This window comes from Dyella silvatica (assembly GCF_026283955.1).
GTDB classification, from domain to species: domain Bacteria; phylum Pseudomonadota; class Gammaproteobacteria; order Xanthomonadales; family Rhodanobacteraceae; genus Dyella_C; species Dyella_C silvatica.
Map to the genome: position 1 here is coordinate 17,548 of NZ_JAPDPE010000005.1, position 18,091 is coordinate 35,638.

Sequence of the window (18,091 nt, forward strand, 5' to 3'; positions counted from 1 at the left end):
GACAACTTGTCAGCAGGCTGACGACCAGGCAAATAGCCATCCATTCACCGCGACGCCGTCTTCAAGACCTGTATAACGAAAGAGGCACCTGCAAGAGCAGGTGCCTCGATGTTTACGCTAAGCCAATTCCGCTATTACCAGTCGTAGCTCACGCTCATCTGCACGTAGCGTGGAATCTCCATCGCGGCCGGCCGCAAATACAGCGGGCTCGGGTTGGTGCTTGAACCATAGTACGGCTGCACCTGGGTGACCTTTTGCTCGTTGAACACGTTGTTCACCAACACCTGGAAGCCCAGTTTCTTGTCCGCCCACTGCGGCCGGTATTCGGCACTCAGATTCAACGTATGGATCCACGGTGTGAAGCCGGTCGAACCCGGCGAGGCAGGCTTGCCGCCGCACCAGTGATAAGCGCCGCCCGCGTTGGCACCATAGCCGGTCGGATCGGTCTCACCCGGACCAAAGAAGCCCAAGCAGCTGATCGGCGTACCTGAAGCAAGCGTCAGCACACCGCTGACCGTCCACTCCGGGGCCACCTGGTAGGTGCCATAGGCTTTTAGCACGTGCCTGCGATCATTCGCCTGACGGCCATTCGAATTCTGCATCAGCGAACCGAAATCCCACTGCGTCGTGGCGGAAACCGAGCTCGAACCCTGACCGATATTCGATTGCACCGGCCCCTCGGTGGTGCCGTAGCTACGCGAGAACACGTAGTCGAGCTTGCCGGTCCAGGTGCCGTCCCACGGATGCTCCAAGAACCCCTCAAGCGCATAGTAACGGCGGGTCGCCGGCGGGAAGCCAAAATTGGCAGGCGATACGACAGCCGTGTTGTATCCGCCTGCTTCATTCTTGGCGGTAATGGTATTGCTCGAGCCCGGGTTGATCAGAATGCTGCCGTTGATGTCGCTGAGCTTTAGCGTGGCGGGATTAGCACCCTGGGCGATCATCGCGTTGTAAATAGTCTGCGTATCGGCGGTATCGTCAATGATCCGCCCCAATCGGCGCACCATGCCGGTCACGCCATAGACCCACGACGAATTGATCTGCTGCTGCATACCAAGAACGTATTCGTCCTGATACTCAGCCTTCAGATTCTTCGATGCCACCGTCTTGGGATCGAGCGGCTGACCGTACTCGTTATTGTTCGACACACCGCCATTCGGATTCGAGGCGATCGGCGTGAGATTGAGCGGGATGCCGTTCGGGTCGATACCGGTGTAGGTGTAATACTGCTGCGTGTATAGCGATCCGGCAGCCTCACGCAAGGCGACGCCCGCAGGCATAGCCAGATAATAACGCCCGGCATTGCCGAAGATCTTCAGGCTGGAGTCGCCATTGACGTCCCAGCTAAAGCCGACGCGCGGCGCCCATTGCGGACTGGTCAGGCGCAGATAAGGCACTTGATGCTGGTTGTAGTTGGTGAACTGGTCGTTACGCAAGCCCAGGTTCAACAGCAAGCGCGGGGTGACCTGCCAGTTGTCTTGAATGTATTGCGCGCGCTGGGTCACCTGCACGGTCGCGGACGTCACGAAAATATACTTGGAGACGTTATAGCCTTGCGCGCCACCCGGATAAGGCCCGGTCGGACCGACATAGGGCGCAAGCGAAGGGATACTGCCAACAATCGGCGTCACCGAGTCAGGCGCCTGCGAATAGGCCCAGGCATAACCCGGCCCGGTCATGATCTGGCCGTCGTTGATATCCCGTGTCGTATCGTTGTCGATACCGAACTGAACATCGTGATCGCCCCGCTTCCACTCGAGGTCTACACGCAGGTTCGTCACACTCGACTTATGCGAGGGATTGGCCTCACCGGAATTGGTATTGGTATTGGTGATGCCGCCGGGAGAGCCAGCCGTATAGGCTGGATTCTGCTGGCTGGAACCAAGAATGTTGGGCAGCGTGGGATCGTAACCTGGATAGACCGGCTGATTGGTGTAGTAGGTTCCGTTCATCTTGCCGTACATGACATTCAAAGTCAGGTCATCGGTGATGTACGAGGTGTACTTGGCAATCCACAGACCGAACGAATTCTTGTACGACTGATCGTAACTGCTGAACGCGCCAACGGAGTGATTGGCGTAGTTGTAGTTATTGATCGTGGCCGAATACGCATCGGAATTCTTCACGCCAGTCAACGACAACGTATTGCTGTCGGTGATATTCCAATCCAACTTGGCGTAGTACTTGGGATCGTCGTACTTCTGGTAGTAGATCTTGCTTGCGCCGATCGACTGGACAGAGTTGACATCGGACTTGGACGCCTCGGCCGAGACAAACAGGAACAGTTTGTCCTTGATCAGCGGACCGCTGAGGTAGCCGTCATACACCGTATTCCACTGGGTATTGGTATTGCGATAGGTATAAATATTGCCTAGCTCACGACCCGGCGTCTGCGACAACGGATTCGAGTAATGCCAGTTGGCCTCGGTACCCTGCGCAAACATCGGCCGCCAAAGCACCTGGCCGCCCGCATGGAACTCATTGGTACCGCTCATGCCGACCTGGCTGATAACACCGCCGGCAGAACGGCCGTATTGGGCACCGTAGCCGCTGGTCAAGGTCTGCTGCTGCGAAATCGAGCCATACGGCAGCGTGATGCCGCCTGCATTGCCGAGCGGATCGGAGGTGTTGAAGCCGTTGATGTAGTAAGCGTTCTCGGCAACCGACGCACCGCCGAAGGAGACCAGCGGCTCGCGAGTCGGACCGTTACCGAGCAGGCCTGCACCCTGCACCGTACCCGGCGCCAGTAGCGCAATGGCCGCGCCCGTGCGCGCCAACGGCAGATGCTTCAATTGCTCAGCCGTAATCACCGTGCTCTCGTTGGTCGAGGTCACGTCGATGGCGGGAAGCGCATTGGCCGTCACCGTCACGCTGGACAGGTTCTGCGCAGTGGCGGCTGCCGAAGACACGAAATCGACCGCTGTCGCACCAGCAACCTGGGGCGTGACGCCTTTGCGCGTCTGGATGGCCGTACCACCCTGCAACAAGGTCACGTCATACGTGCCGACCGGCACCGTAATGGAGTAGCGCCCCGTGCTGTCCACCGGCACGGTTCGGTTAAAGCCCGAACCACCGGTGATCTGCACGGTCTCGCCGGCTGCCACAGGGGCCTGACCGAAAATCGTACCCGTCGTGGACTGTGCAAGCACCTGCCCCGACAACCCGAACCCTAAAGCGACCGCGAGGGCCAGCTTAGAGCGACGTGCCAACAAGCCATGAGATACAGGCTTAGTCTGCTTGATCTTGTTCATCGAAATGATATTCCCCAACCGTAGAAAGTGACCCAATTGGCAACCGATTTGCGGCCACAGACCTACGTTCGCGCAGACATGCGCGCCCATGGACAGTGACAACAGCTCCCCACATCCAGCTGCCAGCTACATTGTTATAAACCGCATTAACGTGCCTTTGACACGTCATTTACAACCAGATGGCGTTTGCACACTAAGTGCTGCCATAACAAAAAGTCAACGGCAAGTAATTACGGCAAGAAATAGTGAAATAACCCGGCATCGCATTATTTTTCGAAGCCATAAGTTACCAATGAAACTTTATTCAAATCAATTAAATTTAATTAAATAAATAAAATCGCAATCAAAATTTAAAACATATCCACCCATCATCATCCGGATCAGATCAATACGATCAATCATCAGCACTAGGCCATCGGCATAACTTTCACACCTCACTCTTGCGTCGCGCATGGCACATGCATACCGGCAGCAGATGGCCCCAGCGTTCAAACCTGATGTGCTTTACACCCACATCGTCACCAAGAGGCATCCAGCGGGGGCAAAAGCAGGCTTCGTCGCCCGCTCAGCTCGGTTTAGCGTGGACAATCCGTCATCGATAGAAATTTGCGCTGCAAGCTATCGCTTATCCAGCACTGCATTTACCCAGCATAATCTAATGTATGAGATGCTCGGATCACCACTGACACCCATTAACCAAATAAAGACCATCTAATCATTGAAATTGACCTGATAACCAGGTCAATCATGAAGCCAAAGATGATTATCTTACTTAGGCAATCTCTGATTTACTGATTTTCATATGAATGCCCATGTCATCCATCAAAACGGCCAATCATCAGCGGCCAGAGGTAACTTTGCAGCGGGCAGCCTATCCGGTCAGGCACCGGCGAGATCCGATGTATTCGGTTTTCCGCGTTAGGGACGGATGTCTCCGCTCAAACGAGCAACGACTGCGCGCCATCCAAAGATGGGAGAGCGCGAACAGCATCAGGACCTACTTGAGCTTACCCTCCCGCATGGCTTTAAGGCTGCCATGTCGCGGGGCAATGGCCAGATGAGACCGCACCTAGCCAGCCGTCTGTCCTCACCAAGGCAGAAATGGTTTGCTGATCGGCGGATTGATCAAAATCGTAGCCAGGACATCGCCATCGAACAAATCAGAAATATCCTGGCCATATGCGCCACGATCAGGCATAGGGTCATCTTGCTACAACAAATTTGCGCACTTAGGCCTATTCCAATAGGCCGCCGTAACGAGGCCCTGATCATCGAAGCGAAGCTGATACTGACAGGGCACCAACAAGTGATCCAGAGCCGTTCGAATATTGAAAATATAGTCCCATTGACGCCCACCGACTGATTCTTCGCCGAAATTAGGCGTACCCAAAAGACTCCTCACCTCGCTTTTGTTCTGGCCTGGCTTGATCTGGCGAAGCTTATCGACATCAACCAATGAAGCTTGTCGAACCTTCGCATAATTAGGATTCGGAAATTTGATGGCGTCAGTAGCTTGTGCCATCGCATCCGCCGAACCCACAAGCAGAACTGCCGCAATCATCAGGCTTTGAATCTTGCTTTTGCTTTCCATTTCAACACCCTTGTCAAAAGAAACGCCAGCTTCCCAGATATCCAAAGAACTTAGCGGACACCATGCCCGGAGCGAACATACTCCTGGGGCGGTCATCAAGGAATCTCTGATTTATTGCTGCCAGACGCACACCTGGATTTTTCCTGCAGCGTGGTCACGCTGAAGTGTCTTCGTGGAATCGAACGCTGACTTGGCCAACGCCCTGGCTCTCACCTCATCGTATAAACACAACCACGTAAGTATTAACGACGACAGCACCCTACCGCAGCAGTGCTAGCCACCGCCGCCGGCGGTGGCTAGCCGACATGATCAAGACTGGGAGTATCCAGGCTAGGCTCGCGCTATCGAACAATCTTGCAGCGAAAGCAGCAGCAACACCGCGGCAAGCGCCAGATAGGCACCGGCAAACTGCCATACCAAGGAGCGCGAAGCTGGGTCCAGCAGCCACGGTAGATACACGCCGCCCGCCAGCTCCACTGAATGAATCACCCCAAACAAGCTCAACGCAGCACCAAGCAAGACGATCCATGCGGCGCGCGCGGTGCGGCCATCGATCAGCGCCACCACAAAGCTGGCCCAGATCATCGAGGTAATGATGAAGCCATTGCCAAGCACAGTAATCACCGCCAGCTCGGAAATGCCGTGGCCGCTGTCGTTGAACAGTCCCGCGAAATGCTCCGGCGATACATAAGTAGGGTCGCTCAGCTTGATCGTCAGCCTGCGCGCAATCGCCGGGAAAAAACTGAAGACCACCGCGGCCGCGTAACGCATCGGGGTCGCCTCGAAGGCCTGCACCGTGATGCCGATGGCGACAAACACCAGAATCGGCGCCAGCACCGACAACGGCACCAGCTCGATCAGATTGGACAAGTAACCCAGCACACCACCCAGACCAATCACCAGCCCGGTAATCAAGGTATAGCCGCTACGCGCGCCCATCGCCTTGTACGATGGCTGACCGATATACGGCGTGGTCTGCGCCACGCCGCCGCAGAAACCAGCCACCAGCGTCGCCAGCGCCTCGACCAGCAGAATATCGCGGGTGGAATAGTCGTCACCTGCTGCACGCGCGCTCTCGGTGACATTGATACCGCCTACCACCATCAGCAAACCAAAGGGCAGGATCAGCGGCAGGTACGGCACGGTATAAGCCAGCCCTTGCATCCATTGCAGCGTCGGCAATGGCAAGGCGAAGCGCCATTGCCAGGCCACCGGCGCGTGATAGCCGGTACCCAGCCAGCCCAGCGGGCCAAGCACGTAATACAGCACAGCGCCCACGATGAAGGCGACCAACACCCCCGGCAAGCCGAACGGCAGACGTCCACGCGCCACCAGCGCGTACAACACCACGCCCAGCCCGGCCAAGCCCACCACCGGCACCTTGAGAATCTCCACCAGCGGCAGAAAGCCCATCAGCACCAGCGCAATACCCGCAATAGAGCCGAGCAAGCCAGCTCGCGGCACATGCCGCTGCACCATCGCGCCAAAGAACGACAAGACAAACTTCAGCACGCCCATGACCACCAGCGCAGCCATGCCCAGCTGCCAGGTAGCTATCGCCGCGGCATGCTCATCCATGCCGCCCTGCTTGAAGCCAAGAAACGCCGGCCCCAGCACCAGCAAGGCCATGCCGATGCTAGTCGGTGCATCCAGCCCCAACGGCATCGCGGTGACATCGGCACGCCCGCTGCGCCGCGCCAGGCGGCGAGCCATTGCGGTATAGGCCAGATTGCCCAGCAACACGCCAAACGCCGTGCCGGGGAACATGCGCAAAAACACCACATCGGCGGGAAACTTGAAAATCACCGTCAGCGCGGTGGCCAGAAAAGCCATGATGGACAAGTTGTCCACCACCAGGCCGAGAAAACCATTGAGATCGCCCGAAGTAAGCCAACGGCGTTGGGTCGAAGTATTCACTCTGCGCGGTTTCCCATGATTTGAACGGCATCTGCCTGCAGTATGCGCTGGGTATTCCGCCGCGCTGGCATGGCAAGGCTATCGAACAACGGACCAGTCTTCACCCACCATCGACCGATCAAAACGACACCTCGGCCGCCTGGGTTACCCGCAACACCGATTGGTCTCCCGTACGCTGCTTCCACGCCGCGCGAATCGCCTCGACCTTGGCGCGATTCTCAGCGGTATCAGGGTAATCGATCACCAGCAATTTGGAGCGCAAGCGCTCAGGCGTGGCCTGCTGCTTGCCCTGCCATTGGCCGTAGACATCGAGCACGCTAAGCCCATCGGGAAAGCGCGGCGTGACTTCGCGATCCAGAAAATCGCGCCAGCTTTGCTCACTAACACCCTGCCCAGGCTGATCGAGCAAACCCAAACCGAAGTACAAGCGGGTATCCACCCAGCCGACGGCTTGTCCCGGATGAGCGGCATCGCCCTGCAGCGTGGCGCCGGCCGTGATCGATGGCGCCGCAGGCTGCACCGCACACCCCGCGACCGACAGCATGAAAATGGTCGAAACCAAAAGGTTGGTCAACGGTAGTTCTTTGAACATTTGGACATCCATACGTATAGACCGCGAGCACCGAAGTATTGACAACAACTTCGTCGCAATGCAACAAATACATCGCCAGCCCGTCCGCGGGCCGTGCCCACTGCCAGCAACACACCGTATCCCCATGGGACTTCGCCGCATGAACATCGATGCCAACCGACTGCTCTCGCTGTACTGCAGCCACGCTGCGTGGCGATGTTGTCGCGGCTAAGCGTCGCTCCACTTAGGAACGGGGAACGGGGAACGGGGAACGGGGAACGGGGAACGGGGAACGGGGAACGGGGAACGGGGAAGAGCATTAAAGGCAAGCGCCATAAAGCAAGAGAAAACCCAAAAAAGCGAAAAACATCGGAAGAGGCGCGGCATCATCACCACTCGACCTCTCCATCGCCCGATCCAACCCCGTTCCCCGCTCTCAGCCCCTCATCCCCATCCCCGCCTGCTCTTCTCCTCGCCTTTCAGCGACAATGTCCGCATGAGTGAACGCCTCTTCCGAAACCTGTGAGCACCTCCCTCGAGCTGCCCTTCGAGGTGCCGATCGAACCCGGCCTGATGATCGTCCATGGCAATCGCCTGGAGGATTTACGCGACCTGTTGACGGCCTGGCTGGGGCGAGCACCGCTGCATCCGCTGGAAAACGAGCTGATGCTGGTGCAAAGCAACGGCATCGCGCAGTGGTTGAAGCTGGCCCTGGCGCGGTCGCCCGACGCCGGTGGGCTTGGCATCAGCGCGGCGGTCGATGTGCAACTGCCGGGCCGATTCTTGTGGGCGGCCTACCGCGCCGTGCTTGGTCGCGATACCGTACCGCCCACCTCGCCGTTCGATAAGTCACGACTGACCTGGCGCCTGTTACGGCTGATTCCACAGCACCTGCACGATGCCGATTTCGTGCCGCTCAAGGATTTTCTCGGCACGACGCCAGACTGGAACAAAAAATTTCAGCTGGCCGAGCGTATTGCCGATCTATTCGACCAGTACCAGGTCTATCGCGCCGACTGGCTGGCGGATTGGCAGGCGCAGCGTTTTGTCTTGCGCGACGAACTACGTGACCGCGTCACCCCACTGCCCAACGATCAACGCTGGCAGGTGCGGCTATGGCGTTTGTTGCTGGACGACGTCGGCGCCGCGGAATGCCATAGCCATCGCGCGGCTATCCACCAGGCGTTTCTGCAACGCATCCAAACCATCAGCGCGCGGCCTGCCGCGCTGCCGCGGCGTATTGTGGTGTTCGGTATTTCTTCCTTGCCGCAACAAACCCTGGAAGCGTTGACCGCACTGGCTCAGTTCAGCCAGATATTGCTGATCGTGGCCAACCCTTGCCGGCATTACTGGGCCGACATTATCGAAGACCGCGAATTGCTCAAAGCCAGCCAACGCCGCCAGCTCGGCAAGCCCGGACTCCCCGCCGAACCGCGTTATGAAGACCTACACCTGCACGCCAATCCGCTGCTGGCCGCCTGGGGCAAACAAGGACGCGACTATATCCGCCTGCTCGACGCCTTCGATCAACCCGAGCATTACCGGCGGCGTTTCACTGCGTTGAACCGCAGTATCGATCTCTTCACCGATATCGGCGAAAGCACGCTGTTACAGCAAGTACAGCAGGCCATTCTCGATCTGGAGCCGCTACCGGCCGAACCCGAGCAACGAAAAGCATGGCATAGCGGCGACGACTCGCTGCGCTTTCACATCGCCCACAATCCGCAGCGTGAAGTGGAGATTCTGCACGACCAGCTGCTCGCGCTGTTCGAGCAGGCCGCGCGCGAGGGTCGCCCACTGGCGCCACGCGATGTCATCGTGATGGTACCGGACATCCGCAGCTATGCGCCGCATGTGCGTGCAGTATTCGGTCGGCTGTCAGCCGGCGATCCACGCCATCTGCCCTATACCGTGGCCGATCAGCCTGCGCGCGGCGCGGCACCGTTGATCGTCGCCCTGGAGCATCTGCTCGCCTTGCCGGAATCGCGCTTCGCCGTCAGCGAGATTCTCGACCTGCTCGATGTGCCTGCCCTGCGTCTGCGCTTTGGCGTCAAGGAAACCGACTTGCCGACCCTGCGCCGCTGGATCGACGGCGCCGGCATTCGCTGGGGCTTTGACGGTGCGCAAATCGAAAGTCTTCAATTGCCAGCGCTGGAACAGAACAGCTGGGTTGCCGGACTGCGACGCATGCTGCTCGGTTATGCCGTCGGCGACAGCGACATGCCGCAAGATGCCGGCTGGCACGACATTGCTCCGTATAGCGAAATCGGCGGGCTGGATGCCGCCATGCTCGGCCCGCTAAGCCTGCTGCTGGAACAGCTCGAACATTATTGGCAATTGCTGCGTACGCCGGCCTCGCCCAAGGAATGGTCGGAGCGATTGCGCGCCTTGCTGGCCGATCACTTCAAGGCCAGCGAGAGCGAAGACGACGAACTGTTGAACCGCCTTCACGATGCGCTCGACGCCTGGCAGCAAGCCTGTGACCAGGCCGATTTTATCGAAGCGATCCCGTTGGCCACCGTACGCGATCATTGGTTGGCGGCCATCGACGAGAGCCGTTTGTCGCAGCGCTTCATGGGTGGCGCCGTAAGCTTCGGCACCTTGATGCCGATGCGCGCCATTCCTTTTCGGGTGGTTTGCCTGCTAGGCATGAATGATGGCGACTACCCACGCCGGCAAACCCCGGTCGACTTCGACCTGATGGCCCTGCCCGGTCATGCCCGACCCGGTGACCGTTCACGCCGCGAAGACGACCGCTATCTGTTTCTCGAAGCCCTGCTCTCTGCACGCGATGCCCTGCATATCAGCTGGGTCGGCCACAGCGCACGCGATAACAGTGACATGCCGCCATCGGTCCTGGTCGGCCAGTTACGCGACTATCTGGCCGCCGGATGGCATGCCGAAAAGCCCCTTGGCGACTTGCTCGCCGCACTCACCACCGAATATCCGCTGCAACCTTTCAGCCGGCGCTATTTCGGCATGGACGACGATGCCCGCGTATTCACCTATGCGAACGAATGGCAGCTGGCGCATCGTGCCCCGACGCCCACGGCGATGGTCGCGCTGGCGCCATGGCAGGCCGAGACTGCCCTCAACCTGGGCCAACTGCAAAGCTTTCTGAGCAAGCCGGTACGCTACTTTTTCAATCACCGGCTCAAAGTGCATTTCAGCGACGCCGATGTCGCCAGTGCCGACGAAGAGCCTTTTGCACTGGATGGCCTGCAACGTTATCAGGCCAGGCAAGAAGTCTGGCTGACCACCATCGACGCGGACAACACCGGCGACGCCATCGCGCATGCGTCACGCCGGCTACGCAATCAGGGGGCCTTGCCGCCCGGTGGCTTTGGCGAGCTGGCGCAGGCCGAAATCGCCAACGAGACGCGCGATCTTGCAGCCATCTGGCACGCCATTGGCCAACTGTCAGCGCCTGTCACTGATAAATACGAGCTGCGGCATAGCGCACATGGATTGCAGCTCGAAGACTGGCTGACTGATCTGCGGCAAGCAGCGCATGAGCCGGTTCAACACACGCCCGACGCGCATCCATCGGGCAAATATCTACGCTTGGAATTGATTAACGGCAAACTGCTGGCCAGCGGCAGCGCCAGCCAGAACGGCAAGCTTCGCTACGACAAATTGACCTCCGCCTGGGTTATCCACTTGCTGGCCAATGCGCAGGGCATTCGCATGCAAACCCAGCTCATCGCTGTCGATGCACAACCCCTGCTACGTGAGCTCAGCCGCGCAGACGCATGCGCCGCACTCGATGAACTGCTGCTCGCGCTGCATCAGGGCATGGCGGCACCGTTGCCGCTAGCTCGCAAGACGGCGTTTGCCTATCTGCAAGCCGAACGCGATGAAGAAGATCCCCTCGCCGCAGCCCGGCTCGCCTATGACGGCGACGCCGCAGGCTATCGTCAGGGCGAGCTGCAGGAAGATGCCTACCTCGCGCGTGCGTGGCCACGTTTTGACGCGTTGCTGCAAGCAGGCTTCATCGACTGCCTGGCAGCCTATCGGCGTTTGGTGGATGCCGCCGTATTGAACGGAGGCGAGGCATGAATCAACTCGCGGCACTGAATCCGTTGCGCCTGCCGCTGCACGGCATCCGCCTGATCGAAGCCAGCGCCGGCACCGGTAAAACCTGGACCATTGCCGCGCTGTATTTGCGGCTGGTGCTCGGTCATGGTGGCGAGCACGCATCGAGCGAACCCTTGCTGCCGGCGCAAATCCTGGTACTGACCTTTACCAAAGCTGCCACTGCCGAGTTGCGCGAGCGCATCCGCGCACGCTTGACCGAAGCGGCCAACGCTTTTCGCGGCCAAGGCGAGGCCGATGATTTCCTCAACGACCTGATGGCCGAATACTCCGATGCGGATGCTCGCTCCAGCGCAGCCCGTCAGTTGGAGCTTGCCGCGCAATGGATGGACGAAGCGGCGGTGTACACCATTCATAGCTGGTGCCAGCGCATGCTGGGCCAGCACGCCTTCGATAGCGGGCATCCCTTCGTGCAAGACACCGAAGCCGATGAAAGCGCGCTGCTGGCCGAAGCCGTGCGTGATTACTGGCGGCAACAGTTTTTTGTGCTCGGCCGCGATGGCGCGGCACAGATCAACAAGCTTTGGAAGACCCCTGACGACTTACAAAGAGCGCTGCGACCACTGCTACGCCAGTCACCTGAAAGTTTGCAATGGCAAGGCAAGCCGCTATTACCCGTCGCTGACTTGCAAGCCGAGCTGGCCGCCCAGCTCGCGCCCCTGCAGCAAGCGCAGGCACGAGCGCGCGAATATTGGACCGATGACTTCCACGGCATCGAAACCAAACTGACCGACAGCATGAGCGCCGGCGCCTTCAATGCCAACATGATGCGGCCAGCGAATTTCAGCAGCGATCTGCTCGCGCTCTGGCGCTGGGCCGGCGGCGCTGAAGTCGACGGGACGATTCTGACCCGCTATACCCAGGCCAAGTTGGTCAGCGCGACCAAGAAGAAATTCAGCCCGCCGGAGCACCCCGCCTTTGTCGCCATGGGCGAGCTGCTGGAGCTGCAAAACTCGCTTTCGGGCTGGCGTCCGCTGATTCTCGCGCATGCGGCGCCATGGGTGGCCCAGCGACTGGACAACGCCAAGCGCCAACGCGCCCAGCTGGGCTTTGACGACATGCTCAAGCGCCTCGATGCCGCGCTGCATGGCGTCAGCGGCGAGCGCTTGACGCATACGCTGGCCAGCCAGTATCCGGTGGCCTTGATCGACGAGTTTCAAGACACCGATCCCTTACAGTGGCGGATTTTTCAGCGCAGTTACGCCAGCCCAGACGATGCCGCGCATGCGCGTAACGGCTTGCTGCTGATCGGCGACCCGAAACAGGCCATTTACAGTTTTCGCGGTGCCGACATCCATACCTATCTGCATGCCCGCGATGCGGCGAGCGAGCCCACCTGGACGCTGGCCACCAATTACCGCTCCACCGATGCGCTGGTCAACGCTGTCAACCAGGTCTTCGAGTTCGGTGATCGCCATGCCGATGGCGCTTTTGGTTTTGGCCATGGTGCACGCGGCCTGCCTTTTCATCCGGTTGCCGCACACGGCCGCGCCGAGCGCCTGCTACTGCACGGCAAACCGCTGCCTGCACTGCAATGGGCGGTACAAGCCAGCGAGCAGGCAATCAGCAGCACGACTTACCAACAAAGCATGGCCGAGCACGCCGCCACGTATCTGGTGCAATTACTGCAAGCGGCGCAATCGGGCCACTGTGGCTTTGCCAGCGATGGCAGGCTGACGCCGCTTAGTGCGGGCGATATCGCCATCCTGGTGCGCAGTGGCAAAGAGGCCGCGATGATCCGCGCTGCCTTGCAGCGGCGAAGTTTGAAAAGTGTCTTCTTGTCAGATCGCGACTCGGTTTATACCTCACCCGAAGCGGCCGATTTGCTGCTCTGGCTACGCGCCTGCGCCGAGCCCGCTTCAGACCGCGCCATGCGCGCCGCACTGGCCAGCGCGACCATGGGCTGGAACTACGACCAGCTCGACCGTCTCAATCGCGACGAACGTTATTGGGAGCAGTGCGCAGAACGCTTTCGTCAGCTGCACGAGAGTTGGTTGAAGCATGGTGTACTGGCCATGCTGCACGATCTGCTGCACTTGTTCGATCTCCCTGCCGCTCTGCTTGCACGCCGTGACGGCGAGCGCGCCATGGCCAACCTGTTACACCTGGCCGAGTTGCTGCAACAGGCCGCCGCCGCGCTGGATGGCGAACATGCCTTGATCCGCTACCTCACCGTGCAGATCAGCCAGTCCGACGATAGCCAGGCGGATACTGCCGAAGAACAAATCGTGCGGCTGGAGAGCGAGGATGCGCTGATCAAGGTGGTAACCATCCATAAATCCAAGGGCCTGGAATATCCGCTGGTGCTGCTGCCGTTTGTCTGCAGCGCGCGCCCGCCACGTGCCCATGAAAGCGTGGTTTGGCACGACGATAACGGCGTCCCACGGATGGATTTACAAGCCGATGCAAACGCATTGGCCCAAGCTGATCGCGAGCGCTTGCAAGAAGATCTGCGCCTGCTCTATGTCGCCCTCACTCGAGCGCGCCACACCTGCTGGCTCGGCATCGCCTGCTACCGCGTCGGCAATGCCAAGGCTTCCGCCCTGCATAAATCAGCTTTCGGCTATCTGCTGGCAGGCGGCGAAGCGATCGAGCCTGCCGACTTGATGCCACGGCTGCTGGACATGCAAAGCGGCCACCCGGACATCGATATCGTCACGCTTGCTGATCTATCCGATAACAGTCGCTATCGCCCAGTCGATGACTCAACCACCTTGCTATCGGCGCGCCACTATCACGGCGTAGCTCCCGAGCGATGGTGGATCGCCAGCTACAGCGCGCTCAAATACGCCGACACGCTATCTGTGCAAGCACAAACGGCACCGGAAACCGCGTCACAAGATGTGCTCGCGGAGACCCGCGCCGAACTGAGCGAGCCATTCACCCTGCCCGCGATGCAGGCGGCTGTCGGCATGCATGCGTTTCCGCGCGGCGCGGAACCCGGCACCTTCTTGCATGGCTTGTTCGAATGGGCCGCCGAGGAAGGTTTTGCCACCCTGGCCGCGAACCCAGCCATGCTGGAAGAGCCGATTGCTCAACGCTGCCAGCGATTGGGTTGGCAAATCTGGATCAAGCCGCTGCTGCAATGGTTGCCAGCCTTGCTGCAAACACCGCTAAGCCTGCCCGGCGCCAACCCAGCCGACAAAGTGGCGTTAGCCTCGCTAACCGATACCAGGCAGTACCGCGCCGAAATGGAATTCTGGATTGAGGCCAGGCACGTGGACACGCTGCAGCTGGACAAGCTGGTCAGCAAATACACCCTCGATGGCCGCCCGCGTATGCCCTTGCTGCAAGAGCAGATCAACGGCATGTTGAAAGGCTTTATCGATCTGATCTTCGAGCACCAGGGCCGTTACTACGTGGTCGATTACAAATCCAACGGGCTTGGCGACGATGCCTCGGCCTATACCGCCGAAGCGATGCGCGATTCCATCCTGCGCGAGCGCTATGACTTGCAATACGCCATCTACACGCTGGCGCTGCATCGCCAACTGCGCGCCCGCCTGCCGCATTACCACTATGAGCGGCATATGGGCGGGGCGATTTATCTGTACTTGCGCGGCGTGGATGATGACGGCCATGGCGTACATCGCGAACGGTTGCCCTATGCGCTGATTGAAGCGATGGACCGGCTATTTGCCAGCGAGGGCCATGCTCATGCGGCTTGATAGCCTGCTCGACATGTCGATGCAACAAGGGCGACTGCGTCCGCTGGACGTCGCCTTCGCGCGCTTTCTCGGCACGCTCGATCCACCAGCCGACGCCAGCCTGCTACTGCTCGGCGCACTGGTCAGCCGCCAGGTCGCCGACGGACATCTTTGCCTGGATTTGAGCGCCCTGATCGAGCTGGCCGATCAGCACGACTGGCCGGTGCATTGGCGGCAATCACTGCTGACCATTCCATCCGCTGACTGGCAACCACGCTTGCTCAGCTCACCACTGATCAGCGATGGCAACCCCGAGAACAGCTCGTCGCCGCTGGTGCTGGAAGGTACGCGTCTATACCTTCGACGCTACTGGAACCACGAACAATTCATCGCCACCACCTTGCGCCAGCGACTGGACCATTCGCTCGCCCTGCCGGCGCATCTCGCCAGCGAACTGGCGCGGCTGTTCCCGGCAGCCAGTGTCAGCGATGCGCCCGACTGGCCGCGTATCGCCTGCGCGCTGGCCGCCCGCGGTGCTTTTACCGTTATCACCGGCGGCCCGGGCACCGGCAAGACCACCACCGTGGTGCGCCTGCTCGGCCTGCTGCAAACCTTGCAATTGCGCGAGCAGCCACGTCCGCTGCGAATTCGCCTGGCCGCGCCTACCGGCAAGGCCGCGGCACGTTTGAATGCGTCGATTGCAGCGCAGCTCGCCCTGCTGCAGGTCGATGACCAGGTACGCGCCAGCATCCCTGCCGAAGTCGATACCTTGCACCGCCTACTAGGTGCGCAGCCGGATACTCGGCGCTTTCGCCACCATGCGGGTAATCCACTACATCTGGATGTACTGGTGATCGACGAAGCCTCGATGATCGACCTGGAGCTGATGTCGGCCGTGCTGGCGGCGTTGCCGGTGCAGGCACGATTGATTCTGCTCGGCGACAAAGATCAGCTTTCCTCGGTGGAAGCCGGTGCCGTGCTCGGCGACCTTTGCCGTCATGCCGAGGCCGGTCGCTACAACAGCGCCACCGCCAGCTGGCTGCGGCAAGTCACCGGTGACGACATCAGCGCCTGGACAGACCACAGCTCGCAGGCGCTGGACCAGCAAGTGGCGATGCTGCGCTATAGCCATCGCTTTGGCGCCAGCAGCGGCATTGGTCAACTGGCGCGCGCGGTGAATGCCGGCGACGGCGTTCAAGTAAATGCCTTGCTGAAACATCCGCCCGCCGGCATCGCCTGGACCGACGCCAACGCCGATACGCGGCAACTCACGGCCTTGGTGCTGGACAGCCACGACGAGCGGCAAGGCTATCGCTATTACCTTGAACAGCTGCGCCAGCACCGCCCGAGCCTGCAAGCGGATGCTCAAACCTACGCGCACTGGGCACGGCAAGTGCTCACCGACTTCAATCGCTTTCAGTTGCTGTGCGCATTGCGCCAAGGGTCTTACGGCACCGATGGGCTGAACCGGCAAATCGCTGAGATCCTGCAATATGCCGGGCTGATCGAGACCAGCCAGGGTTGGTACGAAGGCCGCCCGGTCTTGATCACTCGCAACGACTACAGCCTGGGCCTCATGAATGGTGACATCGGCATCAGCTTGCGTGTGCCCGATGAAGACGGCGAGTTGCGCCTGCGGGTTGCCTTTCAGGTCACCAGCGGCAACGACACCGATATACGTTTCATCCTGCCATCGCGGTTGAGCGAGCTCGATACGGTTTACGCCATGACGGTGCATAAGTCGCAGGGCTCGGAGTTCGACCACACCGCCTTGATCTTGCCTGCTCAAGCCCACGGCGTGCTGAGCCGCGAGTTGCTTTACACCGGCATCACCCGCGCACGGCGCTGGTTCAGCCTGATCGGGCGGCAAGAGGTGATCGAGCTGGCCACTAACCGATTGACCCGGCGACACTCGGGGCTGGCCGACCGCTTATATGCCGATTGAATCCATCCGATTTAATCTATTTAGCCGTCTATCTGAAGATCAGTAAAAGCGCGTAGCCACACCAACTCACGTCGGCGTGCATTCGGCACCACTGCTCAGCGGCAGACTTTTTACCGAGCCCGAGCCCGACACGCTTAATGCCGAGCCCGGTACGCCCGCGGTATTTTCAGCGCTGCGGTCCTTGCCCAAGGCACAGGCCACAAAAGCGACCGGGGCCGTGCTGGTATCGCGCTTGAGTTGCCCCTGCTGGCCGTAGGTGATGATCTTGTCGTCTTTGGCGGTGATGGCAACGCCGCTCTGGCTGGTGGTGTAACGCAGCAAGGTGAAATCGGCCGAGCCACTCTGGTATGCCTGGTCAGCCCCCGCCACCCCCGCCGCATAGGCATAGACCAACCAGCCCGGTGCATAGGCCTTGCTGGTGACGCAACTTGTACCATCGGCCGTGGGGCATACCGATACAAACGCCGACCGCATCGCCGCTTCGGTACGTGCATAGGAAAGATCGGCCAACAAGGCGTAGCCGGCAGAACTGAGTTGCTGCCGCCGGGTAAGGTCACGAAAGCCGGGCACGGCAATCATTAACAAGATCGCCAGTATCGCGATGGTGACCATCAGCTCAACCAGGGTAAAACCACGATGACGCTGGGCACAAAGTGTCATGCGCATCACCAGCAATTGCCGTTCGACGCGGTACCGGTAGCGGCTTTTTTACCGGTGCTGTCGATAGTGAGACTGGCGCAGGCGTCCGTGGCTTGCACGCTCTGTGGCTGAGCGCTGGCTTCATAGCTTTGCCCCGGTGCGGCAGGGGTGATCTTAGCGTTGTAATAGCCTTTTTCCGAAGCCGTATTGGTGTAGCCGATGTCGGTCAAGGTGCCGTATTTGTTGTAGGTGGCGTAGTACCGCTCTTGCGCATTGGCGATACGTAGCAACAACTCTTGTCCATCCACGCGCCGCGCGCGATAGCCGTAGCGGCCGTAAGCGGGCACGGCTATCGCCGTGAGGATGGCTACGATGGCCACCACCACCATCAACTCGACCAAGGTAAAGCCGCGCATACGTGCCATGAGATATCCC

General features: G+C 59.8%; 9 protein-coding genes. 3 read left to right on the forward strand and 6 right to left on the reverse strand.

The features are described from left to right. Nucleotides 1-134: 134 nt before the first annotated feature. The 4 genes from OUZ52_RS01825 to OUZ52_RS01840 all read right to left on the reverse strand — a co-directional run bounded on the left by OUZ52_RS01825 (nt 135) and on the right by OUZ52_RS01840 (nt 7,351). Nucleotides 135-3,251 (reverse strand): TonB-dependent receptor, encoded by a 3,117-nt coding sequence (locus tag OUZ52_RS01825; protein ID WP_266156602.1) that lies wholly within the window; start codon nt 3,249-3,251, stop codon nt 135-137. Between the two features lie 1,210 nt (nt 3,252-4,461). After that, entirely contained in the window at nt 4,462-4,887 is a 426-nt protein-coding gene (locus OUZ52_RS01830; protein ID WP_266156603.1) for an outer membrane protein assembly factor BamE, read from the reverse strand. A 285-nt stretch (nt 4,888-5,172) separates the two neighbouring features. Next, on the reverse strand, nt 5,173-6,759 hold the full coding sequence (locus tag OUZ52_RS01835; protein ID WP_266156604.1) for a SulP family inorganic anion transporter: 1,587 nt from the start codon (nt 6,757-6,759) through the stop codon (nt 5,173-5,175). Between the two features lie 118 nt (nt 6,760-6,877). Next, the gene (locus tag OUZ52_RS01840; protein ID WP_266156605.1) at nt 6,878-7,351 is read right to left on the reverse strand and encodes a DUF3574 domain-containing protein; all 474 of its coding nucleotides are present in this window, start codon (nt 7,349-7,351) and stop codon (nt 6,878-6,880) included. 501 nt (nt 7,352-7,852) lie between these two features. On the opposite strand from OUZ52_RS01840, the gene recC reads away from it, so the two are divergent. The 3 genes from recC to recD are packed head-to-tail and all read left to right on the forward strand — an operon-like array spanning nt 7,853 to nt 17,017. Further along, the gene (recC, locus tag OUZ52_RS01845) at nt 7,853-11,389 is read left to right on the forward strand and encodes an exodeoxyribonuclease V subunit gamma (RefSeq protein ID WP_266156606.1); all 3,537 of its coding nucleotides are present in this window, start codon (nt 7,853-7,855) and stop codon (nt 11,387-11,389) included. Then, the gene (recB, locus tag OUZ52_RS01850) at nt 11,386-15,093 is read left to right on the forward strand and encodes an exodeoxyribonuclease V subunit beta (RefSeq protein ID WP_266156607.1); all 3,708 of its coding nucleotides are present in this window, start codon (nt 11,386-11,388) and stop codon (nt 15,091-15,093) included. Before recC ends, recB begins: the two co-directional genes overlap by 4 nt. Continuing rightward, a complete protein-coding gene (gene recD / locus OUZ52_RS01855; protein ID WP_266156608.1) occupies nt 15,083-17,017 on the forward strand; it encodes an exodeoxyribonuclease V subunit alpha in 1,935 nt (644 codons plus the stop codon). Before recB ends, recD begins: the two co-directional genes overlap by 11 nt. Nucleotides 17,018-17,083: 66 nt before the next feature. Here the strand turns inward: recD and OUZ52_RS01860 are convergent, their stop codons facing one another. Together OUZ52_RS01860 and OUZ52_RS01865 are read right to left on the reverse strand one after the other, a co-directional pair. Beyond that, on the reverse strand, nt 17,084-17,677 hold the full coding sequence (locus OUZ52_RS01860; RefSeq protein WP_266156609.1) for a GspH/FimT family pseudopilin: 594 nt from the start codon (nt 17,675-17,677) through the stop codon (nt 17,084-17,086). A gap of 5 nt (nt 17,678-17,682) precedes the next feature. After that, nucleotides 17,683-18,081: a type IV pilin protein gene (locus OUZ52_RS01865; protein WP_323135307.1), complete on the reverse strand. Its 399-nt coding sequence runs from the start codon at nt 18,079-18,081 to the stop codon at nt 17,683-17,685. Nucleotides 18,082-18,091: the final 10 nt, after the last annotated feature.

Bases quoted from the DNA above. Each gene is read 5' to 3' on its own strand.
- OUZ52_RS01825 (WP_266156602.1), bottom strand. From the start codon at position 3,251: ATGAACAAGATCAAGCAGACTAAGCCTGTATCTCATGGCTTGTTGGCA.
- OUZ52_RS01840 (WP_266156605.1), bottom strand. From the start codon at position 7,351: ATGTTCAAAGAACTACCGTTGACCAACCTTTTGGTTTCGACCATTTTC.
- recB (WP_266156607.1), top strand. From the start codon at position 11,386: ATGAATCAACTCGCGGCACTGAATCCGTTGCGCCTGCCGCTGCACGGC.
- recD (WP_266156608.1), top strand. From the start codon at position 15,083: ATGCGGCTTGATAGCCTGCTCGACATGTCGATGCAACAAGGGCGACTG.
- OUZ52_RS01860 (WP_266156609.1), bottom strand. From the start codon at position 17,677: ATGACACTTTGTGCCCAGCGTCATCGTGGTTTTACCCTGGTTGAGCTG.
- OUZ52_RS01865 (WP_323135307.1), bottom strand. From the start codon at position 18,081: ATGGCACGTATGCGCGGCTTTACCTTGGTCGAGTTGATGGTGGTGGTG.